Below are 25,319 nucleotides of genomic sequence, written 5' to 3' on the forward strand. Positions count from 1 at the left end.
GATCGAGATCGGCCGAGTACCGGCGGTTCGTCCGGTTCGGCGGGTAGGGTCTCTGCCCGGACGTGTCCGGCAAGCCCGATTGGTGAGAGGTTGAGTGCATGGCCAAGCGGCTCGTGGCGGCTGCGGGAGCGGTGATCTTCGGTGCGGGCGTGCTCGTCGGAGTGGATCGCTCGGTGGCGGTGGCGGATCCGGATCCCGCTGCGGCAGCGTCGGTTCCGGGTATCGGACCCTGCCGGACGGATGCCAAGCCGGAACACGAGGCGCTGGTCCCCAAGACCGTCGAGGTGCCCGTCGTCTATCCGGCGGTCACCGTCGACCCGGGACCGCCGCCGGAGAACACCAAGCGCGTGAAGATGGAGCTGCCCTCGGATCCGTGCGTGAATCCGTGCCCGGAACTCACCGATCAGCAGACCACCACGCCGCCGGATCTGGCCCAGCAGCTCGGCCTGCCCAAGCTGATCATCCGGCCGCAGCCGTTCAATTTCGCGCTCCCCAACCCGAATCCGCCGACCCTGCCGCCCGGACCCGACCCGGCGCACCCGCCGGTCGAGCAGGCCGCGCAGACCCCGCCCCGGCCCACCCCGCAGGTCTCCGACGTCACCGAGGTGGCCAAGCTGACCGGCGCGAACTCGGTCAACCGCACCGACAAGCGCTGGCAGGTGCAGGGCACCGACCTGGGCATCATGTGGCAGAGCGCGCCCGACGAGATCGCCATCGCCTTCGGCGACACCGTGGGCCGCGACTTCCATCCGCCGGGCGGCATGGGCGAGGACTGGCGGTCGAACCTGTTGGCGTTCAGCAAGAATCGGGATCTGAGCAACGGGGTCGTGTTCGACCACATGGTCACCGACGATCGCTGCCACGCCTCGGAACTGCTGAGCAGCAAGAAGCTCGACAATATCGAGATCACCACCATCCCGACCTCGGGCTTCGCCCTGGGCGACCGGCAGTACATGAGCTACATGTCGATCCGCACCTGGAACAGCATCCCGGGCACCTGGTACACCAACTACGGCGGCATCGCCTACTCCGACGACCACGGCGAGCACTGGACCAAGGACCCGTACGCCAAGTGGGAGAACATCTTCGGCGTCTCCAATTTCCAGGTGACGGCCATGGTGCCGCAGGGCGACTGGGTGTACATGTTCGGCATCCCCAACACCCGCCTGGGCGGCGTGGGGCTGGCCCGGGTGCCCAAGGACCAGGTGCTCAATCCGACGGCCTACCAGTACTGGCAGACCGACGCCTGGGTGCCCGCGGTCAATGGATTGGTCACCGCCACACCGGTTGTCGACGCACCGGCCGGTGAGCTGTCGGTCCGCTACGACGCCGACCGCAAGGTGTGGCAGATGAGCTACCTGGACACCGCCAAGGCGGCGCTGGTGGTGCGGGAATCGGATTCACCGCAGGGCGCCTGGTCCGACAGCGCCGTCACGGTGAGCGCGCTCCAATATCCCGAGCTCTACGGCGGTTTCATCCACCCGTGGTCGACGGGCAAGGACATGTACTTCACCATGTCCACCTGGAGCGACTACAACGTGTATTTGATGCACGCCACGCTGAACTGAGGGGTCGGGGGCTCAGCCCCCGAACCCTTTTGGAAAATGAAGCGACGAAAAAGAGCGGGCCGCACATCGAATGTGCGGCCCGCTCTTCGGGTTTCGGAGGTCAGCTGAGCTGGACTTCGGCGACCGCCCGGCCGAAGAGCTTCTTGCCCTCGGAGGTCGCGCCGAGAACGACTGTCGCGGTACCGGTTTCGGCGTCGATCGACTTCACCTTGCCGGTGAAATCGATCGGGGTCGCGGCGGTGGGCTCGACCGGCACGAAGCCGGAGAAGCGCACGCTGAACTTGCGCAGCGCCGACGGGTCGCCCAGCCACTCCACCAGGTAGGCGGCGGTCAGGCCCATGGTGAGCATGCCGTGCGCGACCACGGTCGGCAGCCCGGCCAGGGTGGCGGCGGTGTCGCTGAAGTGGATCGGGTTCGGGTCGCCCGAGACGCCCGCATAGTTCACCAGGTCGCCGCGGGTCACGGCGGACTGTCCGGCGGGCAGCTCGAACCCGGCCGCCAGCTCGGCGGCGGTGCGGCTGGTGCGCACCGGGAGCGGCGCGGCGGGGGCGGCCGGTTCGGCCACCTCGTCGGGCTCGAGCAGGATCAGCGCGTTGGGATCGGCATCGGACTCGCCCGGCGCGGCCACGTGGCCGTGCATGACGACGCCGGAGACCGTCTCGACCATGCCGGGATCGATCTCGACGCCCTTGCGGGCCACGATGGTGGTAGTGGCGACCAGCACCGGCAGCAGGTCGGCGTCGGTCATCGTCACCTTGACGGTGATGAAGTCGTTGTCGCCGTAGCTGCGGATGTTCTCCACCGTCACGTCCACGCCGAGCCGGTCCTCGGCCAGGATCGGGCGGTAGTACTCGAAGATCTGATCGGTCTGCAGGAACTGCGAGACGTCGTACTCGGTGAGCACGGTGCCGATCAGGGAGCGGGTGGTGGCCGCGCCGATCACCGACGCGAACGTCGGCGAGGCGAGCAGACCGCCGTAGCCGAGCGCGGCGGCGTCTTCCTCACGGTGGTGCGCGGGGTGGTCGTTGCGCACCGAACGTGCGAACTCGCGGATCTTCTCGCGGCCGACGTCGTAGTGATCACGGACACGGAAGTGCCGTCCGACAAGTTCTGCCGCGGTGGCCTTAGTAGCCTCTGCCGTTTCCGGCATGGTGTTCAGCTCCCTGCAAATCGAAACCCGGTGGGCCCGCACCACTTCTGACGGACATCGCTTCGGGCTGTGAAGACAATGTCCTGGACGGTGTACAACCGTTGAAGTGCCGGAATGCCGAAAAGGCTGGCCCAGACAATCCGGCACACTCTACCGGCGTGCCGGACCGGTGACCAGGTGTATGTGATGCTTATCGCGACAGGGACCGCGAATGCGTCACGCTACTTCCCTCCCGGGTCACTTGGCGTTCTGCGGGTCGCACACCTTCCACGAACCGCCCTCGTTCTTCAGGTCGTAGGTGTACGCGGAGGTCTTCGAAGGATTCGCCTCGGTGTAGACCGTCGCCTGCGCCACGGCGGTATCGCCGCTCACCTGAATGGCGTCGATGCTCTTCACCAGCGGAATGCTCTTCTGCTCCTTGGAGGTCTTGTACACGCCGGCCCACTGATCCGCCGAGATGTTCTGGTAGAAGTCATGTTTCGACCCGCAGGTCACCGCCCGCAGGGTATCCAGGTTCCCGCTGTTCAGGGCATCGGTGAACGAGGTCACCGACTTCTGCACCAGGGCTTCCGGCGAATTGTCGCTGTTGTGCTTGCTCACCCCGGCCACGATGGCGATGATCGCGATCACCGCGACCACGGCCGCCGCCGCGATGATCCACCACTTCTTCGACCCGGCCTTCGCCTGCCCGTCGGCGGCCTCGACCCGCTGCGGCTGTGCCAGCGGACGCGGTCCATCCCCCTGGACATCCTGTGCGCCGGGCTGACCCGGCCCGCCCTGCACAGGCGGCTGCGCGCCCGGACCCTGCGGAGCGGCGAGTCCCTGTGCGTTCGGTCCCTGCGGTCCGCGCGGACCCTGCGGACCACCCGGTCCCTGAGGCCCACCGGGCCCCTGCGGAGCGCCCGCCCCGACCCGCTGCGGCGAGGCGATCCGCGGCCCGCCGATCGGCTGACCCGGTGTGGTCGGCTGCATATCCGCCGGTGACGGCGCGCTCGCGGGCCGTCGCGGCCCCATCGGCGGCCGCGGCGGCGCGGGCCGAGGCTCCACCGGAGCGTCCTGCACCGGCGCATTCCCCTTCGGGCCCGCGTTCCGTGGGCCCACATTCCCGCGCGGTGTCTGCGGCGGCTTGCTGACCGCCCGTCCCTGCGGCCCTGACACCCGGATCTTCTCGGTCCCGGCCTCTCCAGAAACGATCGGCAACGCCGTGGTGGCATCATCCGCCGGGGCCGGAACCTTCTTGATCACAACGGTTTTGGCGTCCCCACCGGATTCGCCACCCGTGGCGTCCCCGGAGTCGTCGTCCGCGCCGGGCGCCTGCGGCATCCCCTCGGTCGGCACATCCTGAGGCGCGGGCTTCTCCGGCGCGGCATCCTCGCCACCCGGACCCGAAACGCCCTGCGCACCAGCCTTTCCGGCGACCGCAGCCGCGGCGGCTCCGGCCGCCGTCCCCGAACCCGCGGACTCGGAACCGGTTTGCTTCGCGCCACCCGGCTGCCCGCTCCCCGTTTCGCCGGCATCGGACTGCTTGGAACTGTCCTGTGCGCTCCCGGGTCCGCTGACCGCGGCACTTCCACCCGCGCGACCCGGCTGCCCGGAATTCGCAGGCGCGGAGCCGGACTGCTGCGCCCCGGCGGGACCGCTCGCGCCCTGGCCCGGCCGCTGAATCTTGATCATCTGCGTGGTCGCGTCCACTGCCTCGGCGCCGCCCGCGCCTCCACCGGACCCCGGCTTCCCGCCGGGCCGCTGAATCGGAATGAACTGCGTGGGTGCGTCATCGGCAGGCGACGAAGCCCCCGGCCCCGGCCCACCCCCGGCGTTCTTCGGTGCGCCGGACCCCTCCCCGGCACCCGACCCGGCAGCCGCCGACCCACCGGCCCGCTGTGCGCCACCGGCCGACGGCTGCCCACCGCGTTCGGATTCCGTTGCGCCCGAGCCTCGGCGCTCCGCCGAATCGGCTGGTCCCTGCGCTCCTCCGGGCGAAGACTGCCCGCCGGGCCCGGATTGCGCTGTGTCGGAGGGGCGTCCGCCGCCCGTGTTCTGAGCCGCTCCAGCGGCCGAGCCCGCAGCGGAAGGTCCACTGGGCCGCGGCGCGCCGCTCACGGACCCGGCCTGCCCGGGCTGTCCCGTGCCGGTGGGTTGGGCCGGCCTCTGCTGCGGCGAGGGTGCGTCACCGGGCTGTCCGTCGGGCGTGGATTGCGCTGTGCCGTTGGGGCGGTCGCCCGGGGTGTTCGGCGGGGTGGCGTTGGGCTGTCCGCCGGGGGCTTGAGGCTGTCCGGTCGGAGTGTTCTGGGGGGCGAATGCGCCCGAGCCCTGGCGGGCGGCAGGGGGCTGGACGCGGCTCGCGCCGGCGGGGGCCGCAGGGGACTCGTAGCGAATGGTCGCGAAACCTGCGGGTCCCGATTTGGCGGGTGCGCCGGAGGTGTTCGACGCGCCGGGCGCGGATTTGGGCGCGCCGGTGCGGATTTCCTCGGTGCGGGAATTGGAGGAGGGGATCACTTCCGTGGCGGCCGTCGGCGGGGCGGCGTCGGCCGGGATGCCGCCGGGCGCGGCGGCCTTGTCGTCCGCGGGCGGCTTCGGCTGCTTGCCTTCGGGTGCGGGCTTGTCGGCCGAATTCGTAGCGTCAGGGGCGGGAGCGGCGTCCGGTGATCCTGCGGCGGGACGGCCTGCCGGGGAGGCAGGGCCCTGCGACTGCTGGTCGTCTTTCTGGTCGGACACGCGCTACACCCCTGTCTTCGGCGGAACTGTGATTCGACGGTCAGCCTAATGGGCGCTGTCGACGTAGTCGCCCTTATGCGCGCACGGCCGGAGCGGAGGCGGAGGTACGCCTACTGAGCAAATCGGGCGGCGGTGCAGAATGATCGGCATGACCTCCTTCGGTGATCTGCTCGGACCGCAGCCGGTCCTCCTTCCGGAAAATATCGAGGCGGAGGACGCGCTGCTCCAGAACCAGGACCCGGTGCAGGTCGCCGCGGCGCATCCGACGGCCTCGATCGCCTGGGCCCACCTGGCCGAAGCCGCGCTCGAGCGGGGCGAAAAGGCCGACGGCGAGGTCAATCACGACATCATCTCCGCCTACGCGTTCGCCCGCACCGGCTACCACCGCGGCCTGGACCTGTTGCGCCGCAACGGCTGGAAGGGCTTCGGCCCGGTGCCGTGGAGCCACGAACCGAACCAGGGTTTCCTGCGCAGCGTCGGCGCACTGGCCAAGGCGGCCCGCGCCATCGGCGAGACCGACGAGTACGCGCGCTGCCTCGACCTGCTCGAGGACTGCGACCCGCGTGCCGCCGCCGAGCTCGGCCTCGACTGAATTGACCAGCGGCCTAGGCGAAACCCTCGACGCTGCTCGGGAGAGCAGCGTCACCCGCATGCGCCGGGCCGCCGGGCGCGTCCGGTCCTCGCTCCTGCCGATCGTGCAGTGCGCGATCGGCGCGGGCGTGGCCTGGTTCCTGGCGCACAATGTGATCGGCCACGAGCGACCGTTCTTCGCGCCCATGGCCGCCATGATCTCCATCGGCGTGTCGTTCGGCGCGCGGCTGCGCCGGTCGATCGAGTTGATCGTCGGTGTGGCCGTCGGCATCGGCATCGGCGACCTTTTCGTCTCGCGGGTGGGCACCGGCGGCTGGCAGATCGTGCTGCTGGTGGTGGTCGCCATGTGTACGGCGGTCTTCCTGGACGGCGGCCCGGTGATCACCATGCAGGCGGCCAGTTCCGCGGTGCTGGTGGCAACGCTCTACCCACCCGGCAATGCCGGTGGCGCCCTGCGCATGATCGACGCGCTCGTCGGCGGACTGGTCGGCATCGTGGTGGTGGCGGCCATTCCGCTGCATCCGGTGCGTCGCGCGCGCGAGCAGGCGGCGGGGATTCTCGAGGTCATGGGCACCGCCCTCACCGAATGCGCGGACGGGCTGCTGGAGCAAGATTCCGAGAAGATCAAGCAGGCCCTGGAGGCGGCCCGCGGCACCCAGGCGGCAATCGACTCCATGCGCAACACGCTCGAGGGCAGCCGCGAGATCATCCGAATCTCCCCGCTGTACTGGAACTCCCGGGCCCGCCTGCAGCGCCTACGCGATGCGGCCGACCCGCTCGACAACGCGATCCGCAATACCCGGGTGCTGCTGCGCCGCGCCCTCACCTCGGTGCGCGACGACGAGGTCCTCGATCCGCGGTTGATCGTGGAGGTCGAGAAGCTGGGCAAGGCGGTCGACGTGGTGCGCCGCATGATGCTCGCCGACCCGGACGAGAAGCCCGACCCCGCCGAGGCCACCCGGGTGCTGCGCTCGGTCGGCAAGGGCGCGACCAAGGACCTGGTGGACGGCGCGGGCCTGTCCGCCCACGTGGTGTTCGCGCAATTGCGGTCCATCGTCGTGGATCTCATGCAGGTGTGCGGCATGCGCCGCCTCTCTGCCATGGCGTTGCTCCCGCCGACCGTGGCGAATCCCTATGTGACGCCGATCGATTGAACCCGATCTGCGGGTGTTCCAGCCGATCTGCGGGTACCTGTTCTTGATCTTCGGGTAGTCCACTACTCGCGTCGAACCGCTTGCGCCCCTCTACCGTTCAAGACAAGCCGGATTTACGAGGGGTAATCCGGTACCGGACTCGCAGCGACGGGTGGCAACGGTTCTCAGGCGGGGGAGGCCTGGCATCCCGCGCCGAACCGCTGTCGTTGCGAAGGGGGCCGCCCGGCAACCGGGTCGTCCGGGCGGCCCATCCACGGAATCGTCAGCGCCAGAAGCGGGTCAGGTAATCGCCGTTCCCCCACCAGTAGCTGGGCACGCCGGAGAGCCCGAACAGGCTGTCGACGAAGTCGAAGAACAATCGGTTCAGCTCCGGGGTGAACAGCAGCGCGAACAGGATCAAGATGCCGTACGGCTTGATCTGATCCAGCGCGCGTCGCGTCTGGTAGCTCAGTGACGGCTCCAGAATCCCGTACCCGTCGGTGCCGGGGACCGGGATCAGGTTCAGTACGGTCGCCGTAATCTGCAGGAACGCAAGGTAGCTCAGCCCGAACCAGAATGCCGGGTGTGAGGTCGAGCTGCCGTACAGGCGCACGATCACCAGCAGCACGATCGCGCACATCGCGTTGACGGCGGGACCGGCTCCGCTCAGGATCCGCTGCGTCCGCGGGCTGAAGTTGTGTGAGTGCACGTAGACCGCTCCACCGGGCAAGGCGAACCCGCCGAGCGCGATGAACACGATCGGCAGCGCGATCGACAGCAGCGGGTGGCTGTACTTGAGCGGATTCAGCGTCAAGTACCCGCGCATCTCCACTTCCCGGTCACCGGCCCGCCACGCGACGTACGCGTGCGCGAACTCGTGCAGGCAGATCGACACGATCCAGCCCGCGACCACGAGGATGAAGACCCCGAATTTGGCCTGTGTCGAGTGCAGACCGGCGTCCCAGGCCAGCGCCCCGCCCGCCACCGTGATCACCAGAACGAGCAGGAACACCGGACTGGGCCGGACCGCTCCGGACGCCCGTCCCACCGCGCGCGGGTAATTCACCTGACTGCTCCCAACTGGTCGGCCTTCCGGATCTGCCGACACCCATTCTGGGGGTGAATCAGCGAACCAGCAGCCAAGGCTCGTGGTGTCGATAGAACGTGGACCGCTTCACCACCCGATCGGCGGTGATCCCGTCGCGGGTGACCAGCGCGCCGGGGGTGCCCAGCTGCATGGCCCGGCCCTCGACCCAGCGCTTCTTGCGCAGGCCGCGCTGCACGGTGGCGTGCAGTCCGGGCATCTCCAGCATGGGCGAAACGTGCAGGGCCGCGACCTTTCCCGTGAACAGCCGGGTGTCGTCGACGTAGGCCTCGCCCTCGAGCTTCGCGCCCGCCTCGCCGACGATGGTGGCGCGGCCGATGAGCACCTTGCCGGTGTCGTCGCGGATCAGCGGGGTCTCGACGGGCTTGCCCTCCAGCGCGCGCTTGGCGGCGGCCGAGCCGGTCCCGGTGTCGTAGGCGCGCGAGCCGTAGGTGCGGTCGATGGGCACGTAGCCGATCTCGACGCCGAGGCGTTCGGTGCGCATCAGATGGGTCAGCACCGCCGCCAGGCCCGCGTCCTCACCGAGCACGATGAGCCGGGGCAGGCTGTCGGCGGCCATGACCGGGAGCAACTCGTCCAGCGCGGCGGTGTCCGGTATGGCCGAGGTCTGGGTGAGGGGAAGGGATGCCAGCGCGATGGGTACCGGCGCGCCGTCGCAGCGGAGAACATGGGTACTCAACTGCCGAACACCCTCCTCTGGCTTGCCAACACCTGTCCGCCTCGCTGCGTTTCGATGGACCCCCTGCCGGTCCCTCTCCCCGTGCCACCATAACCCCGTCTCATTTGCCGCGCCGTCCTCGCTGCGCATCCGTTACGTCCGGTTTTTTGGTAGCCGGGGCTTGCACCTGGACGTATGTGCCCATCCAGTAAAGTGTGCCTACGGCCACCGCCTTCTGACGGCGGGTAGCTGCAGCACCGGGGTGCTGCGCGTCGAACCCGTAGGAGACACTCACATGCCGGCAATCGTGCTGATCGGCGCCCAGTGGGGCGACGAGGGCAAGGGCAAGGCAACCGATCTGCTCGGCGATCGGGTCCAGTGGGTAGTTCGATACCAGGGCGGCAACAACGCGGGACACACCGTGGTGCTGCCGAACGGTGAGAGCTTCGCACTGCATCTGATCCCGTCCGGCATCCTCACCCCCGGTGTGACCAACGTCATCGGCAATGGCGTGGTCGTCGATCCGGGCGTGCTGCTCGCCGAGCTCGCCGGTCTGGAAGAGCGCGGTGTGGACACCTCCCGCCTGCTGCTCTCGGCCGACGCGCACCTGATCATGCCGTACCACGTGGCCATCGATAAGGTCACCGAACGCTTCCTCGGCAACAAGAAGATCGGCACCACCGGCCGCGGCATCGGCCCCTGCTACCAGGACAAGGTCGCCCGCGTCGGCGTCCGCGTGGCCGACGTGCTGGACGAGAAGATCCTCACCCAGAAGGTCGAGGCCGCACTGGAATTCAAGAACCAGGTGCTGGTGAAGATCTACAACCGCCGCGCGCTGGACCCGCAGCAGGTGGTGGACGAGGTGCTGGAGAAGGCCGAGGGCTTCAAGCACCGCATCGCCGACTCGCGCCTGCTGCTCAACGAGGCGCTGGAGCGCGACGAGATCGTGCTGCTGGAGGGTTCGCAGGGCACCCTGCTGGACGTCGACCACGGCACCTACCCGTACGTGACCTCCTCCAACCCGACCGCCGGCGGCGCGGCCGTGGGCGCGGGCGTCGGCCCCAACAAGATCAACACGGTGCTCGGCATCCTGAAGGCCTACACCACCCGCGTCGGCTCCGGCCCGTTCCCGACCGAGCTCTTCGACGAGTCCGGCACCTACCTGGCCAAGACCGGCGGCGAGGTCGGCGTCACCACCGGCCGCGCCCGCCGCACCGGCTGGTTCGACGCCGTGATCGCCCGCTACGCCACCCGCGTCAACGGCATCACCGACTACTTCCTCACCAAGCTGGACGTCCTCTCCAGCCTGGACACCGTCCCGATCTGCGTGGCCTACGAGATCGACGGCGAGCGCGTCGAGCAGATGCCGACCACCCAAACCGAATTCCACCACGCCAAGCCGATCTACGAAGAAATGCCGGGCTGGTGGGAGGACATCTCCGGTGCCCGCACCTTCGAGGAGCTCCCGGCCAATGCCCAGGCCTACGTCAAGCGCCTGGAAGAGCTGTCCGGCGCGCGCGTCTCCTGCATCGGCGTCGGCCCGGGCCGCGACCAGACCATCGTCCGCCACGATATCCTGGCCTGAGCCATGACCCGGGAAAGCCTGGGGTAGGACAAGATTCGCGCCCGCCACGTCCAGACGTGGCGGGCGCGAATCGTTTCGGGACCAGTCCCTTGCCCGTTCGGGTCCAGGAACCTTCCCCCTTCTCGGGTCCAGGAACGTTCGCCCTTCTCGGGTCCAGGAATGTTCGTCGTCCCGGCATGTTTTCGCGGGATCCATACCGGCTGTGCACCAGTGGATTCCGGTCGAGAGCGCGCCGGAATGACGAGATGGGTGCCTCAATAGGTGATGAGTGGGGCCAGGGGATCGGCGGCGTGGGGCGTCAGGCCCTGATACGCCGCGGCGATGGACTTGACGGCGACGCGGATATCCGATTCCTCGTGGGTGAAGGGGAGGCGGATGAAACGTTCGAAAGCGCCCTGGACGCCGAAACGCGGTCCGGCCGCTAGCAATACGCCGTGGTTGGGGGCGGTGGCCGCCAGGGCCGTGGAGACCGGGGCGGGGAGTTGGGCCCACAGGGACATGCCGCCGACGCCGGGGGTGACGTACCAGTCCGGGAGCTCCTCGGCGAGGGATTCCAGCAGGACCGCGCGGCGGGAGCGGAGCTGGTTCCTTCGGGTGGTGAGGATTTCGTCGGCATTGCGGAGCAGGTGGACGGTGGCCAGCTGATCCATCACCGGGGTGCCGAGGTCGACGGTGGAGCGGGTGCCGAGGAGCTTGGTGATGAGCGACTGGTTGGCGCGCACCCAGCCGACCCGCAGGCCGCCCCAGAACGACTTGGAGGCCGAACCCAGGGTGACGATCTCCGAGTTGCGGGCGAAAGCGGCTGCGGGAGGCGGGGATTCCAGGTCGGAGAGGTCCAGGTCGACCATGGACTCGTCGACGATCACCGTCATGCGGGTCTCGCGGGCGATGGCGGCCAGTTCGGCGCGGCCCTCGGCGTCGAGCAGGTGGCCGGTGGGATTGTTGAAGTCGGGGATCAGATAGGCCACGCTGGCGGCGGTCTGCCGTGCGGCGCTGCGGATTCCGTCGAGATCCCAGCCGTCGGGGCGCATGGGCACCGGCACCGGGCGCGCGCCCACATCGCGGATGGCCTCGATGGCGTTCGGGTAGGTGGGGTGCTCGATGAGGACCCGTTCGGCGGGTGTGGTGAGCACATTGAGCAGCAGCCGCAGGCCGTGCTGGGCGCCCAGGGTGATCAGGATCTGATCGGGATCGGTGGGCAGGCCGCGTGCGGTGTAGCGGCGGGCCAGCGCCTCGCGCAGCATGAGCACGCCGACCGGGTCCATGCCGTGGGTGCCCAGGTAGGTGGGAAGACCCTGCAGGGCAAAGGAATACGCCTCCGTCATCTGCGGCGGGGCGGCCATGGCGGCGTAGGTCATGTCGATGGTCGGCAGCTCCGGCTGCGCCATCATGGCGAGAATGCTGCGGGCCGGTTTCGCGCCGTCGTGCACCACGGTCGGCGGGAGCGCCACGGTGCTGCGCGAGCCCTGCCGGCTGATCAGATATCCGTGCTCGCGCAGCAGTGCGTACGCGGAGGTGACGGTGGTGCGGCTGACCGCGAGGCTGGTGGCCAGATCCCGCTCGCTGGGCAGCGCCACGCCCAGGGGCGCGCGGCCGTCGTGGATGAGCAGCCGGATGCTCTCCGCCAGTGCCACATACGCGGGCCGGGCCGATCGCTTGCCGTTGTCGCCCGCGGCTCCCGGTTCCTCGTTCCGCCACCGGCCCAGGTCGCGCGTCAGGCTGGCCGCGCCGATCACTCGTGTCGCCATAAAGGCCAGTATCCGGGTACTGGATATTTTCTTCAAGTCCACGGCGGGGCCACTATTGCCTCATGGTCGCCCTGCTCGTCTCCATTTTGATCGTCGCCGCCTTCGCCGGTCTCGTGTACCGGTACGCCCCCGAACCCGGCGAGCGCTGGGGCGTGCTGCTCGAGCGCTACCGTCCCCACGCCCCTATGTCGGACTGGTCGGTCGCCGAATATGAAGCGTCCCGCCAATATTCGGACCTGACCGCCATCGCCTCCCTGCGCCCCGACGCCTGCCCGCCCGCCCCGGTCCGCCGCTTCCGCCGGACCGGCCCGGCCGTCGCGGCGCTCGCCCAGATCCCCTGCCGAGGAGAATCAGTCCAGTTCTAGCAAACTGGACTCGAATCGAACTTCTGTCGGTGCCACCGTGCACACTGGCCCTATGTCCGCCCCGGCTCGCCCCCTGGCGTCGGCGGCGCTCTTCGATACCGCGATAGGCGTCTGCGCCATCGCCTGGAGCGCCACCGGCGTCCTGCGCTTCGCCCTCCCCGACCGCGACGCCACCGCCACCCGCACCCACATCCTGCGCCGCCACCGCCTGGTCGACATCCACGAAGCGGATCCCAGCCCCGAAATCACCACGGCCATAACCCGAATCCAGGCCCACCTGACCGGCGACCTGGACGACCTCCGCTGGATCCCCGTAGACCTCAGCCCCCTCAACGATTTCGACCGAGCCGTCTACGAAATCACCCGGGCCATCGACCCCGGCCACACCCTCAACTACGGCGCGATCGCCAACCGCATCGGCCACCCCGGCGGAGCCCAGGCCGTCGGACAATCCCTGGGCCGCAATCCGATTCCCCTGATCATCCCCTGCCACCGCGTCCTGGCCGCCGACCACGCGCTGCACGGTTTCTCCGCTCCCGGTGGCCTCACCACCAAGCAACACCTGCTCGAAATCGAACGCACCCCGGGCTTCGGCGAGCCGACTCTCTTCTGACTACACCGTCTTGTCGGCCCGTATCGCTGTGCTCAGCGCATACACCGAAAGGGTCGTGAGGGTTATCAGTGCCAAGCCGATCGAGGCCGCGGACAGGATCGCGTTGGCGAGGTGGAACGGCTCCATGAAGATGTGTTCTCCCGCATGGAATCCGCCGTGCAGGAAGACGGCGATCTCCTGGCCCGTCTGCCCGAGGATGTGAGTGATGAGAACCGCCACCAGGGTGGTGGCCAGCGCACGGGGAACCCGCCCGGTCGAAGCCGACCGGAGCCGCACGGCCGCATACAGCGCTCCGAGACTGAGAATCACGTAGACCGGGTGGTAGATCGGGTGCGGGAGGAGACCGGAGATGCCGCCGATCGCCTCCGATCCGACGATCGGGCCGACCACCCCCACCCATGACCACAACAACCATCGCCGCATGGTCATCGAAACGCCAGTCGGACCGCGAGGCAGAGGAACCACACCATGCCCAGGTAGCGGCCGAGCGGAATGAAGATCGTCACCGGTTCGGCGAGCAGGGAGAACATCGAGACGACCGAGAAGGCGGCCACGACGAGCCCGAGCCAGTTCAGCCAGGCGGGCAGCCACTGTGTGCGCATGGCCGCTGCCGCAATTCCGCCGATCAGCAGTCCGCCCGTCGCCACCGTGGGCGCCGCACCGGTGATGAAGACGATATCCAGCACGGCCCGGTAGGTATGCAGGTCGGCTCCCGTACTCGGCCGATTCAGCACCCACTGGCAGGAAGCCGACACGAGCAGCAATGTGCTCGAAGCGATCCCACCCGCCCTGATCAGATCCGCGTACCCCGACTCCGGCAGTCGCCGACGCACCTGATTCGCGGCCAGGGCAGCGAACACCAGTAGTGCCAGCGCACTCGTGGCCTGCAGAAACGCGCCGATCGGGACGAGACCTCGACTCGTCTGGGAGAGATAACGAGCCACCACGTCGTCCGACGAATACGGGGTCACAACCGGCGCATTCGAATTCTGCCCCAACGCATTCGGCAAGAACTGCGACGACATGAACAAAACGACATACGATGCCCCGGCCGCGGCCACTATCCGGGGATAACGCTGTGAGACCGCAATATCCACAGACGACATATGCGATTCCCTTCGAAGACAGGAGAATTCATAGGATCACCAGTCTTCGCGGCAGCCCGCCCTCCGACATCCGCTGCACCGCGTATGTTCGGCTACGTCAGGTTACGTACGCCCCGCTCGGCCGATCCGCACCCGGTGATCACCGAAAAGCTTCCGCACCAGCGAAATTGGTGCGAACGCCGCTGGTCGGCGCGCTGCCGATGTACGGCGGTTGCAGGCTCCAGCCGCCGCAGTTCCACGACTCGCCAGGCACGATGTCCGCGCGAATGACGCCGCGAGATGAGCGGTGGGGTGGCGGAGGCGGCCTGTGTGGCGAGCAGGCCACCCGCGGCGACGGCCCCGGCGATCGCGGTCATGCGTTGAGCTGCACAGCGCCGCTGAGGAAGCCGCCTACCGCACCGCCGCCGATGCCTTCCTGTCGAACTGGACCTGCCGCTAGGAGCCGGCCTTGACGATCGGGCCGTAATAGATGAACGGTGATCCGGTCCCGGCGCATTCGACCCAGACGTCGGCGCCCGGGCTGAAGCGCAGATAGACGGGGTCCGGGCCGAGCGCGAACTGATGGATCCCGGGGGCTTGCTGCCAGAACGGCGGTTGCAGGCTCCACCCGGTGCACTCCCACCACTCGCCGGGCGTCGTATCCATGCGGATGACGCCGCCGGGTTCGGGAGTGGGCACCGGTGCGTCGGCAGTGGCGATCGGAGTTCCGAGTAGGCCGAAACCGAAAATGGCACCCGCGATCGCGATCGCACGAACCGATTTGGTCTTGTTCATCTTTGTCTCCTTCGGTTCAGACTTCGGCGCCGAAGGCGGTTCCGGCGGCGCCACCGAGCACGCCACCAACCACACCACCGGCCACAGCGGCTGGGATGCCGAGAGCGGCCGCTCCGATCGCGGCACCGGCCGCGGCGCCGACGCCAGCGCCGATCAAGGCTCCTGCTGCCGCGCCCCCGGGCGAGGCTGCTCCGCCGGTCGGAATTCCGGCGGCGATACCGCCGATAATCGCACCGGCGCCCGTACCGACAACGAGCCCGACGGGGGCGCCCACAGCCGCACCGGCGAGCGCAAACGGGGCACCGGCGACCGCCGCTCCCACGACGGCGCCGCCCACGGCTCCGGCAACAGTCAGTCCGGCGATCTTGTCGGAGCGAGAGGCATTGATACCCACGGAGTTCAGCCCAGTAGCGATGCCCGCTTCGACGTTGGCAGCCCCGCTGTTCACGGGTTCGAGGAGGCTGTCCGGCACGTCATCGCCCACCGGAGTCGAGAACGCGCCCACGCGCAGGGTGCGTGGCGGTGGAGCAATGGGGAGCACCGGGTCCACGACGGTGGGGGCATGGAGAGTCTGGAAGTCCAGGACCGGGGCCGTTTCGTGGTTCGGGATCGGGCGGAAGTTGGCCGGGATCGGGTAGTCGGGCTGCGGCTGAGGTTGCGGCTGAGGGTAATTCGGTACGGTGACGCCGGGCTGTGCGAGGCGCGGGCCAGGGCGGTCCTGGTCACCGGCGGGAAGGGCCACGCCGGGCTGGGCCGAGCTGGGGCGCGCACCGGGTTGGACGCCGGGTGCGGTTGCGCCGGAGGCGGAGTCGCTCGGGCTCGCCAGGCCGGGCTGCGGATTACCTTGCGGTGCAGGGGAATCGGTCGGCGACTTGGTCGGGCCGGGCTGCGGGGCGGCCGACTGGGCCGTGTTGCCCTGGGCCACCTTGGCCGGTTGGTCGGTCGTATTCGAGCAGGCCACGGCCAGGGCCAGGGGGATGGCTCCGGCGACGAGGGCTCGTCGAGCCGCGTTGCTCTTCATTCCACGATGCCGACGACCCACGTCGAAACACCCACCTTCCGAACATATTTCGTTGCTTCGGTCCGGAGACCGTCTATCAATGCCTGTGATTCGCGACCTACCCCGGTCGGGCGCTGACGCCGCGCCTGCGCGATTGCGTCTGTGCAGGTCAGCGACCGGAATCGGGGGTGCGAAGTTTTAGAAGGCGCCGCCGATGGCCGCACCGGCGATACCGCCGCCGACGCCGCCCAGGACCGCCATCGGAATACCGACAGCCGCCGCGCCGAGCGCCGCGCCGCCGACCGCGCCGACCGCGGCACCCACGCCGAGACCGATCAGCGCGCCGCCACCGATGATCGGGACGGCCGCGGGTGCGGCGATGGCCGCACCGATCCCGGCACCCACCGCGCCACCCGCGGCCGCGGTCGCCGCGACGATGCCGACACCGATACCGGCGCCGATGGCAGCACCGACCCCGGCACCGATGATGCCGCCGCCCACGCCGCCGCCGACGGCACCGGCCACCGCGCCCGGAATGCCCAACAGAGCGGCACCGGTGACGGCGCCCGCCGCGGTCATGCCCGCGATCTTGTCGGAGCGGGACGGGTTGACGCCGATCGACTGCAGCCCGGTCGACAGGGCTGCTTCCGCGTCGGCGGAGAAGCCGTTGACGGGGTTGAGGATCTCGTCCGGCAGCTGGTCCGGGGCCGGGGTGTAGAAGTCACCGATGCGCACGGTGCGCGGCGGGGGAGCGATGGGCTCGACCGGCTCGACGGGCTCGGGCGTGTGCAGCGACTGCCAGTCGATGGCGGGCGCGGGCTCGGTCTCGGCCGGTACCGGTCGATGGTTCTGCGGCACCACATAGTCGGCCTGCGGCGACTGAGGCGGAGCGACAGGAGCGATCGTGGTTCCGGGCTGAGCCGGGGATACGGAGGTTCCCGGCTGGGCGGGGCTGGTGGTCACCCCCGGCTGCGGAACGGCCTGGGCGACGGAGGCGCAGGCGATGGCGAGGGCCAGCGGCAGGATGCCGACGGCGGGACGGATGGCGTGTCGCAGCACGCCGGTATTCATTTCTCGATGCCGACGAGCCACGCCGAAAACACCACCCTCATCAGATTTTCCCGACTTCCCCCCGTGTGGTCCCTAATGGACTCACACTTCGCGGGATGTTAACTGATTGAGAGCTTGTGGCTCTAGTCCTAGTCGGTCATTCCCTTGCTTGACTGTGGACGGCGAGACATATCGCACATTTTGCAGGTAGATCGGTTTTCAAGCGGGCTAGCGCTAAGCATTCTCGGATTTGCTGGAATGTGTCCCGCCGCGCATGAGTTCGGCGAGTGCCTCGCGATCGGTCACATCGAGCTTGATGCAGGCCCGGTACAGGTGGCCTTCCACGGTCCGTACCGAGACCGTCAGCCGATCCGCGATCTGCCGGTTGGAGAGCCCGGCCGCCACCAGATTCGCGATCTCGCGCTCCCGTGCCGTCAGCGGCAGCGGCTGCGCGGACTGCCGCAGCGCCGGGGTCGACGCCCCGCCGCACGCGGCGGCCAGCCGGTTCGCGGTAGCCGCCGATTCCAGCAGCCGCCGCCGATCCCCGGCCCGCTCGTGCGCGGACGCCGCCTGCGCCGCCGCGTCGGCCGCCGAGAGCAAGGCCCCGATGCTCTCGAATTCCGCTGCGGCCTTGTCCAATCCGGGTCCGTCGTGGGCGGCGACAGCCACGGCGTGCCGGGCCTGCACCTGGACGAGTCGCCCGTCGATGCGCGCCGCGAGATCCGCGAGTCGTCCCGCCACACTGTGATCGCCGAAGCGGGCGGCCGTATGCAGCGCCATGGCCTCGATGGCGTGCTGATGCGAGCGCGCGGCCATATCGGCGGCCCCGAGCGCCAGCCGGATGGCCGGTGTCGCGGTGCCCTCGGCCGCGGCCTGCATCGCGCGCGCCAGTTCGAGCATCGGTTCGTACACCGCGCTGTGCCGTCCGCCCCGGAAGTTGGCCGCCGCAATGGCTTCCGCCGCCTCGGTGGGCCGCCCGAGCGCCGCGTAAGCCTCGGCCAGCCGCAGTTGCGCCGGGAACATCCAGGCCGCCGCGCCCTCGGTGGTGAGGGCCGCGAGCGCTTGCTCCAGGTTGTCGATGCCCTGCGGGAACTGCCCCTGCGCTACGTCGACGGTGCCCTGCAGGATCTTGGCCAAGCCCCAGGCGAGGTACTGGCCGGGTGAGGAGTAGACGAAATTGCTTCCAGCGCACCGGCGTGCGGCGTCGAGCTCCCCGAGGAAGGTGAGGGCCAGGACCTCCGCATGGGTGGACATGAAACGGTTGAGACCGTCGACGTGCGATTCGATCGTGTGGCTGCGGGCCGTGTATACGCGTGCGACCTCGCCTCGTCCCATCAGCGCCAAGGCCAGACCGCCGCCGAATGCCGCCCACCACACCGCCCACGGCGGCGCGTCGGCCGTGGCCATGACCGGCTCGGCGAGCCGGAATGCCTCGTCGATCCGGTTCTCGTTGACGGCGACGGCGGAGGCCAGACCGTCCAGTGTCGCAACGAGTTTCGGATGCTTCACCCGTTCGCGGACCGATTCCAGCACCGTGTCGGCGCGGTCGGCATCGCCCATGGACCACAGCAGATTCGACACCCGTGAACTGCCCCAGCGTGTCAGCTGCAGCTCGGTCATCTCATCGGGGTCGAAGGCCGCGAGGGTGCGCTCCGCCTCGATCCGATGTCCCTGCCACAGCAGGGCGCGGGCCAGTAGATCGGCCGCCTCGACCCCGCCCCGGCGTTCCACGGCCGCCCGTGCGAACCGTTCGCCCAGAGGCAGATTCGCCAGCGAGATGGCATCTTCGGCTGCCGCCTGGAACAACTCGAGATCCGCGGATTTATCGCTGTCCAAGGCCAATTCGGCCAACCGGATGCGTTCGGACGCCGAATGGATCTCCCGGTCCTTGAGCGCCGAGTACAGCCGTCCGCGCAGTCGCCGCGCCGACGCGATGCCCAGCCGCCGCCGGATCACCTCCCCGAACAGTGGATGGTTGTACCGCACCAGCAGTTGATGGCTGTTCTCGACAATCCTGATGAGACCGCGTGTTTCGGCCGCTTCCACGGCCTCTTCGCCCGCGATCTCCGACAGCACGTCCAGGTCGATGGGCTCGCAGAAGGTGAGCAGTTCCAGCACCCGTAGCACCGATTCGGGCATCTGCTCGACCCGATCCTCCAGCAGCGCAGCCAGTTCCGAGGTGACGGCCGCCCGCCCGCGCAACTGCCACACCCCGCTCACCTGTCGCAGCGTGCCCGCTTCCAGCGCCCCCTCGACCAGGTGCCGCAGGAAAAGCGCGTTGCCCCCGGAGGATTCCCACATCAGATTGGCGGTGAACCCCTCCAGCTGCCCGCCCAGCATCGATTCCACCAGTTCCACGCTCTGGCGCTGCGTGAACGGTTTCAGGTCGATGCGCAGCAGATGTCCGTCCTTCCACAGCGACGTCACCGCGTCGGGCACCGGTACCCCGCTGCGCACGGTGCACACGATGTGGGCGGCGCGGTCGATGGCCAGCTGCAGCAGCAGGGTGGCCGAGAGCTGATCGAGCAGGTGCGCGTCGTCGACGCCGATAATGGTGTGCCCGTCGGCGAGCAGCGCCTCGCGCGCCGCGGCCATGAAGGTCACCGGATCGTGGGCGGTGTACACCCCCACCATGTGCGCGAAGACGCCGAGCGGGATGCTGCGCGCCGATTCCGTCCCCGCGACCCATCGAATGTTTCCCCCGACGGCGGCGGTGGCCAAACGCGCCAGAGTGGTCTTTCCGACCCCCGCGTCGCCGGTCAGGACCGCACCGACAAAGTCGTCGCCGGTGAGCGCCGACCTGATCGATTCGAGTTCACTTTCCCGTTCGACCATCGGCCAATTCCGAGCCATGGCTCAACTGTAGTGCGCCGCCCCGTCGTGAGCAGCGGGAACGAAAGGCCCGGAACCTGCGGCGTTTATTCGTTGACCAGCCGTAATCCGGGTGTACGGGCCTGGCGGCGGTCGACCAGCCAGACCATGACGGTCTGGTCGGCGGCCGGATCCAGGGTCTCGACCTCGACCTCCACTTCGCCCCGCAGCGGGTGCTGAATCCGCAGCACGACGGTCCGGAAGTCGGTGAGCCGGTGCTCGCGCCAGCGCTTCTCGAACTCCGGATGCCGGTTCAGGTTGGTGATGGCGGCCTGGACCGACGGGTCGTCGGGGAAGCGGGTCACGGCCGCGCGCAGCGCCGAGGCGGCCATATCCGCGGCGGCGTCCCAGTTCAGGATGGTTTTCCGGGCGGCCGGGTGGCCGAAGACGTAGATGGCGAAATTGCCGTGGGCCTCGGCGTCGAACATTCCGAGCGGTTCGGCGAAGTCGCGGAAGGAAGGATTCCCGGACAGCAGGTTCAGCCAGCGGCCGAGCACGAACGCGGGCGTCGGCTGCAGGGCGTCGATGACGGCCTGGATGGTTTCGGACACCTCTTCCCGCGCCTGCCCGGAGGAGGGGCAGCTGGCCTTCTGTTCCAGTCCGAGCGCCAGCTTGCCGAAGTGGTGTTTCTCGATCTCGTTGAGCCGCAATGCTTCCGCGAGTGCGACCAGCACGGCGGCGGAGGGATTGGTATCGCGGCCCTGTTCGAGCCGGGCCAGGTAGTCTGCGCTGACGCCCGCGAGCGCGGCGACCTCTTCGCGGCGCAGGCCGGGTGTGCGGCGGCGTCGACCGGCCGGCAACCCGACATCCTCGGGTTGTAGCTGGGCGCGGCGCGCGATCAGGAACTCGGCGAATTCGGAGCGGGACACCTCTCCATAGTGCCCGGTCCTGGTTCCGTTATCCCCGCCCTGCCAATCCCAGGATAACCACGGCCTGGATAAGCGGACCACGGTCCACTTAATCTCATGGCATGACGACTTCCGAGCAGACCACCCTCGCCCCCGGCGCCTGGACCCTCGACGCCAACCACTCCTCGGTCAACTTCACCGTGAAGCACCTGGGCATCTCCAAGGTCCGCGGCCGCTTCAACCGCTTCGAGACCGGTTTCGTCGTGAACGACGCCGGCGAGGCGGCCATCGAGGCCACCATCTACTTCGACTCCTTCGACACCGGCAACGAGATGCGCGACGGCCACGTCCGCACCGCCGACATCCTCGATGTCGCCAACCGCCCGCACCTGACCTTCCGCGTGCCCGAGCCGGTCAAGCTGGCCGAGGAGTTCGAGGTCACCGGCGAGGCCACCATCGGCGGCATCACCAAGCCCGTCACCCTCGAGGTCGAGTGGGGCGGCGTGCAGGTCTTCCCGCAGGACAACAAGGAGCACGCGGGCTTCACCGCCTCGGGCACCATCAAGCGCAGCGACTTCGGTGTCGCCCCGGGCATGCCCAACGCCATGCTCAGCGACAAGATCGCCATCGAGCTCGACATCCAGCTCGTCGCCCCGTAAGGGACTCGTCCGCCGCATCGGAAAAGTCAACGCCCCCTGTGGATTCCACAGGGGGCGTTCGGTTGTCCGGCGAAAGATCAGTCCGCCCAGACGGTTTCGATCGGGGTGCCCTCGTTCGGCGGCGGGGTCGGGACGCCGGACGGGGTGCGCGAGAAACGCGGGGCCGGGGCGTGCTGCACGACGCCGTCGATCTCGATGAGACCGGTCCGGGCCTGGATGTGCGGATTCTGTTCGGCCTCGGTGAAGGTCAGCACCGGGGTGGTGCAGGCGTCGGTGTGCTCGAAGATCGCCCACCACTCGTCGCGGGTCCTGGTCTTGAACTTCTCGGTGAACAGCTTGCGCAGCTGGTCCTGACCCGCCGGGTCGAGCTGGTGGGGCAGGCCCTCGGGTGAAATCTCCAGCCCCTGGAGCAGTTCCGCGTAGAACTGCGGCTCGATGCAGCCCACGGCCATGTACTTGCCGTCGGAGGTCTCGTAGGTGTCGTAGAAGGCCATGCCGGTGTCGAGCAGGTTGGTGCCGCGCTCATCGGACCACAGGCCCATGCCCTTCATGCCCCAGATCATGTGCGAGAGCGCCAGCGCACCATCGATCATGGCGGAGTCGATGACCTGACCCTTGCCGGAGCTCTGCCGCTCGACCAGCGCGGCGAGGATACCGAAGACCAGGAACATGGAGCCGCCGCCGAAGTCGCCGACCATGTTCAGCGGCGGGACGGGGCGTTCGCCCTTGCGGCCGATGGCGTTCAGCACGCCGGTGAGCGAGATGTAGTTGATGTCGTGCCCGGCGCGGTCGGCCAGCGGACCGTGCTGGCCCCAGCCGGTCATGCGGCCGTAGACCAGGCGCGGATTGCGTTCCAGGGCGGCCTCGGGGCCCAGCCCCATGCGCTCGGTGACGCCGGGCCGGAAGCCCTCGATGAGCACGTCGGCCTTGGCGATCAGCCCGAGCACCTTCTCGATGTCGGCCGGATCCTTGAGGTTGGCCTCGACGATGGTGCGGCCGCGCCACTGCGGGCGTTCCATGAATCCGGGGAATCCGCCGGGCCGCTGCACCCGCACCACGTCCGCGCCGAGATCGGCGAGCAGCAGTGCCGCGTGCGGACCGGGGCCGATGCCGGCCAGTTCGACTACTCGGATGCCCGCGAGCGGGCCCTGCTTGGCGGTGGATGGAGTGCTCACGCCCTACCTCGGTTCGTCGTCGAATCCTGAGCACCGGCTCACGAACCGGTGTTGACGCTACGACAATAACGCGAGGGTGATGCGGGACGGCAGGGTGGGCGGGATCACTCAGTTGTCGACGATGGGCAGCGGGAGCGTGTCCGGCGGAGGCGGTTTCGGCAGCTCCGAGCGGGGGATGCGCAGGGTCGGCAGCTCGCCCGAGGCCATCCGCATGGTCTCCGGGTCCGTGAGGGTCCGGTCCTTGGCGGGCAGGCCGTAGAAGGCCCGGGCATTGTCCTCGAGCACCTTGTGCAGGTCCGAACCCACCGCGTCGGCGATCACGGAGATGTCGGTGTCCCGGAACGCCCGGTCGGCGCGGGTGCCCGGGAGATCGGTCCCGAACATCAGGGCTTCCGGATTCACGGTGTGGATCTTGCGCAGCGCCGAGCCGACGTTCATCGACACCCGCCCGAAGCCCGACGCCTTCACCTTGGCCCCGCGGTCGACCAGGTTGAGCAGGTACGGCAGGCATTCGTCGGACATGCCCAGGTGGTCGATGGACAGCTTGGGCAGTTTGGTGATGACCGGTTCCAGCGAGCCCAGCATGGACCCGTCGATGTAGAGCTCCACATGCCATCCGGCCAGTTCATAGGCCCGCAGGGCGAGCATGGTCAGCCCGACGATGTCGCCGCCCGCGCGCTTGAGGTTGAACCGGATGGCCCGCACCCCGGCACGATTCAGATCGATGATCTGCGCGTCGGCGGCGTCGACCGGCAGCATGGTGACGCCCACCCAGCCCGCGCCGAGCGCGTCCAGGGCTGCCAGCAGGTAGCTCTGATCGGTGCCCTGGAACGACCCGCTGACCACGGCACCACCGTCGATATCGAAGCGGGACATGCGCTTGCGATAGTCGGCGATGGTGTACGGGTCGGGCAGGTAGCCCTCGTTCTCCGCCAGCGGGAACCGCGGATCGAAGATGTGGAGATGGGCATCGAACACGTGATCAGCATGCCTCAGAACGGTGACATGTGTGGACAACCTTGTCCGGCAAGCGGATTGGCCCTGGTCAGACGATCTTGCCGGGCTCAGACCTTATCGGGCTCGGAGGCGGCCAGCATGTCCTCGCGCTCGACGACCTTCACGCGCTCGCGGCCCTGCGGCTCGCCCAGGGCGCGCTCGTGCGCGTCGAGGCGGTACCAGCCGGCCCAGGTGGTGAAGGGGATGCCCTTGCCCTCGAGGAACTCGGTCACGGCGTCGGGCTCCGGCTTGGGGGCCGGGGTGAAGTTCGCGGCGTCGTCGAGCAGGCAGGCGATGGTCTCGTTGGCGTCGCCCTTGGTGTGGCCGATGAGGCCGACCGGGCCGCGCTTGATCCAGCCGGTGACGTAGGTGGCGGGCTCGTAGCGGTCCGCGCCGTCGGCGTCCTCGTTGACCAGCACGCGTCCGGCCTCGTTGGGCACGGTGCCGGCCTGGTCGTCGAAGGGCAGCGACGGGATGTTCTGCGACAGGTAGCCCACCGCGCGGTACACGGCCTGGATGTCCCAGTCCTTGAATTCGCCGGTGCCCTTGCAGTTCCCGGTGCCGTCGAGCTGGGTGCGCTCGGTGCGCAGGCCCACGACCTTGCCGTTCTCGCCGAGGATTTCCGAGGGGTTCTCGAAGAAGTGCAGGAACAGCTTGTGCGGGCGGTTGCCCACATCGCGAATGGCCCACTGCTCCAACGTGTTGCAGATCATGTCGACCTGCTTGGAGTGCCGCCGCGCGGCCTCGGAGCCCTCGTCGTAGTCGATGTCCTCGGGATCGACGATGACCTCGATGGTCGGCGAGTGGTCGAGCTCGCGCAGCTCGAGCGGGGTGAACTTGGCCTGCGCGGGACCGCGGCGGCCGAACACGTGCACCTCGAGGGCCTTGTTGGCCTTCAGGCCGTCGTAAACGTTCGGTGGAATCTCGGTCGGCAACAGCTCGTCACCGGTCTTGGCCAGCACGCGCGCCACGTCCAGGGCGACATTGCCGACACCGAGCACGGCGACCTTCTCCGCCTCCAGCGGCCAGGTGCGCGGCACGTCCGGGTGCCCGTCGTACCAGGACACGAAGTCCGCCGCGCCGTAGGAGCCGTCCAGATCGATGCCCGGAACCTCCAGGGCGCGGTCGGCATTGGCGCCGGTGGAGAAGATGACCGCGTCGTAGAACTGACGCAGATCCTCGAGGGTGATGTCGGTGCCGTAGTCGATATTGCCGAGCAGGCGCACCGAGTCCTTGTCCAGGACCTTGTGCAGCGCGGTGATGATGCCCTTGATGCGCGGGTGGTCGGGGGCGACGCCGTAGCGGATCAGGCCGAAGGGCGCGGGCATGCGCTCGTAGAGATCGATGCTCACCCCGCCGAAACCGGTGGGGGCATCGGACTTCATCAAGGCGTCGGCGGCGTAAATACCGGCCGGTCCTGCGCCCACGATCGCAATGCGTAGCGGGCGAGTCGCTGCACTCTGTTCGGTCATTCTTCCGCGCACCCTTTGGGTCGAAACTAACTTGCCGTCTGAACTTAGCCGTCGTTCTTAGCTTAGGCTAAGTTGACGTCCTGGCCTCGATGGGCCGCCGTTGGCCCCCGACGCTGCAGCGTTGCTGCGTTGTCCTG

The 25,319-nt window shown here is 68.8% G+C and carries 22 protein-coding genes; 7 read left to right on the plus strand and 15 right to left on the minus strand.

Annotation, left to right across the window (positions count from 1 at the left end; genetic code table 11):
• The first annotated feature begins 98 nt into the window (after window positions 1–98).
• Window positions 99–1,568 carry a DUF4185 domain-containing protein gene (locus tag GPX89_RS23435; protein WP_157389693.1) on the plus strand — a complete coding sequence of 490 codons (1,470 nt, stop codon included), beginning with the start codon at window positions 99–101 and terminating at the stop codon, window positions 1,566–1,568.
• A gap of 100 nt (window positions 1,569–1,668) precedes the next feature.
• Here GPX89_RS23435 and GPX89_RS23440 read toward each other — a convergent pair whose 3' ends face one another.
• Together GPX89_RS23440 and GPX89_RS23445 are read right to left on the minus strand one after the other, a co-directional pair.
• Entirely contained in the window at window positions 1,669–2,718 is a 1,050-nt protein-coding gene (locus GPX89_RS23440) for a fused (3R)-hydroxyacyl-ACP dehydratase subunits HadA/HadB (protein ID WP_157389694.1), read from the minus strand.
• A gap of 237 nt (window positions 2,719–2,955) precedes the next feature.
• Window positions 2,956–5,433: an Rv0361 family membrane protein gene (locus GPX89_RS23445; RefSeq protein WP_157389695.1), complete on the minus strand. Its 2,478-nt coding sequence runs from the start codon at window positions 5,431–5,433 to the stop codon at window positions 2,956–2,958.
• A gap of 148 nt (window positions 5,434–5,581) precedes the next feature.
• On the opposite strand from GPX89_RS23445, the gene GPX89_RS23450 reads away from it, so the two are divergent.
• The gene (locus GPX89_RS23450; RefSeq protein ID WP_157389696.1) at window positions 5,582–6,025 is read left to right on the plus strand and encodes a DUF3151 domain-containing protein; all 444 of its coding nucleotides are present in this window, start codon (window positions 5,582–5,584) and stop codon (window positions 6,023–6,025) included.
• Window positions 6,026–6,083: 58 nt separating this feature from the next.
• The gene (locus tag GPX89_RS23455) at window positions 6,084–7,178 is read left to right on the plus strand and encodes an FUSC family protein (RefSeq protein ID WP_157389697.1); all 1,095 of its coding nucleotides are present in this window, start codon (window positions 6,084–6,086) and stop codon (window positions 7,176–7,178) included.
• Between the two features lie 262 nt (window positions 7,179–7,440).
• Here the strand turns inward: GPX89_RS23455 and GPX89_RS23460 are convergent, their stop codons facing one another.
• Complete coding sequence (locus tag GPX89_RS23460; protein WP_328602217.1) at window positions 7,441–8,223, minus strand: site-2 protease family protein; 783 nt, start codon at window positions 8,221–8,223, stop codon at window positions 7,441–7,443.
• 58 nt (window positions 8,224–8,281) lie between these two features.
• A complete protein-coding gene (locus GPX89_RS23465; protein ID WP_157389698.1) occupies window positions 8,282–8,941 on the minus strand; it encodes a hypothetical protein in 660 nt (219 codons plus the stop codon).
• Window positions 8,942–9,215: 274 nt separating this feature from the next.
• On the opposite strand from GPX89_RS23465, the gene GPX89_RS23470 reads away from it, so the two are divergent.
• On the plus strand, window positions 9,216–10,505 hold the full coding sequence (locus GPX89_RS23470) for an adenylosuccinate synthase (protein WP_157389699.1): 1,290 nt from the start codon (window positions 9,216–9,218) through the stop codon (window positions 10,503–10,505).
• Between the two features lie 254 nt (window positions 10,506–10,759).
• On the opposite strand, the gene yczR is transcribed toward GPX89_RS23470, so the two are convergent.
• Complete coding sequence (gene yczR / locus GPX89_RS23475; RefSeq protein ID WP_157389700.1) at window positions 10,760–12,253, minus strand: MocR-like transcription factor YczR; 1,494 nt, start codon at window positions 12,251–12,253, stop codon at window positions 10,760–10,762.
• A gap of 62 nt (window positions 12,254–12,315) precedes the next feature.
• On the opposite strand from yczR, the gene GPX89_RS23480 reads away from it, so the two are divergent.
• Window positions 12,316–12,618 (plus strand): hypothetical protein, encoded by a 303-nt coding sequence (locus GPX89_RS23480; RefSeq protein ID WP_157389701.1) that lies wholly within the window; start codon window positions 12,316–12,318, stop codon window positions 12,616–12,618.
• Window positions 12,619–12,670: 52 nt separating this feature from the next.
• Window positions 12,671–13,231: a methylated-DNA--[protein]-cysteine S-methyltransferase gene (locus GPX89_RS23485; protein WP_157389702.1), complete on the plus strand. Its 561-nt coding sequence runs from the start codon at window positions 12,671–12,673 to the stop codon at window positions 13,229–13,231.
• Here the strand turns inward: GPX89_RS23485 and GPX89_RS23490 are convergent, their stop codons facing one another.
• The 7 genes from GPX89_RS23490 to GPX89_RS23520 all read right to left on the minus strand — a co-directional run bounded on the left by GPX89_RS23490 (window position 13,232) and on the right by GPX89_RS23520 (window position 20,901).
• On the minus strand, window positions 13,232–13,660 hold the full coding sequence (locus GPX89_RS23490) for a hypothetical protein (RefSeq protein ID WP_157389703.1): 429 nt from the start codon (window positions 13,658–13,660) through the stop codon (window positions 13,232–13,234).
• Window positions 13,657–14,202, minus strand: a complete 546-nt coding sequence (locus GPX89_RS23495; protein WP_207710599.1) for a hypothetical protein — start codon at window positions 14,200–14,202, stop codon at window positions 13,657–13,659. The genes GPX89_RS23490 and GPX89_RS23495 overlap by 4 nt, the downstream gene beginning before the upstream one ends.
• A 570-nt stretch (window positions 14,203–14,772) precedes the next feature.
• Entirely contained in the window at window positions 14,773–15,111 is a 339-nt protein-coding gene (locus GPX89_RS23500; RefSeq protein ID WP_157389705.1) for a hypothetical protein, read from the minus strand.
• Between the two features lie 16 nt (window positions 15,112–15,127).
• A complete protein-coding gene (locus GPX89_RS23505; RefSeq protein ID WP_157389706.1) occupies window positions 15,128–16,132 on the minus strand; it encodes a hypothetical protein in 1,005 nt (334 codons plus the stop codon).
• A 177-nt stretch (window positions 16,133–16,309) separates the two neighbouring features.
• On the minus strand, window positions 16,310–17,170 hold the full coding sequence (locus GPX89_RS23510; protein ID WP_157389707.1) for a hypothetical protein: 861 nt from the start codon (window positions 17,168–17,170) through the stop codon (window positions 16,310–16,312).
• Window positions 17,171–17,395: 225 nt separating this feature from the next.
• Window positions 17,396–20,014, minus strand: a complete 2,619-nt coding sequence (locus GPX89_RS23515; RefSeq protein ID WP_157389708.1) for a helix-turn-helix transcriptional regulator — start codon at window positions 20,012–20,014, stop codon at window positions 17,396–17,398.
• Window positions 20,015–20,079: 65 nt separating this feature from the next.
• Window positions 20,080–20,901: an MmyB family transcriptional regulator gene (locus GPX89_RS23520; RefSeq protein WP_328602218.1), complete on the minus strand. Its 822-nt coding sequence runs from the start codon at window positions 20,899–20,901 to the stop codon at window positions 20,080–20,082.
• 101 nt (window positions 20,902–21,002) lie between these two features.
• Between GPX89_RS23520 and GPX89_RS23525 the strand changes: the two genes are divergently transcribed.
• Window positions 21,003–21,539, plus strand: a complete 537-nt coding sequence (locus tag GPX89_RS23525) for a YceI family protein (protein WP_157389709.1) — start codon at window positions 21,003–21,005, stop codon at window positions 21,537–21,539.
• Window positions 21,540–21,616: 77 nt separating this feature from the next.
• Here GPX89_RS23525 and GPX89_RS23530 read toward each other — a convergent pair whose 3' ends face one another.
• From GPX89_RS23530 to GPX89_RS23540, 3 genes are all read right to left on the minus strand, one after another.
• A complete protein-coding gene (locus GPX89_RS23530; protein ID WP_328602219.1) occupies window positions 21,617–22,714 on the minus strand; it encodes a CaiB/BaiF CoA transferase family protein in 1,098 nt (365 codons plus the stop codon).
• A 108-nt stretch (window positions 22,715–22,822) separates the two neighbouring features.
• Window positions 22,823–23,692, minus strand: coding sequence for an amidohydrolase family protein (locus GPX89_RS23535; protein WP_328602220.1), 870 nt, complete (start codon window positions 23,690–23,692; stop codon window positions 22,823–22,825).
• A gap of 86 nt (window positions 23,693–23,778) precedes the next feature.
• On the minus strand, window positions 23,779–25,182 hold the full coding sequence (locus GPX89_RS23540; RefSeq protein ID WP_157389710.1) for an FAD-dependent oxidoreductase: 1,404 nt from the start codon (window positions 25,180–25,182) through the stop codon (window positions 23,779–23,781).
• Window positions 25,183–25,319: the final 137 nt, after the last annotated feature.

Origin of the sequence: Nocardia terrae (assembly GCF_009760405.1) — a bacterium.
GTDB classification, from domain to species: Bacteria; Actinomycetota; Actinomycetes; order Mycobacteriales; family Mycobacteriaceae; genus Nocardia; species Nocardia terrae.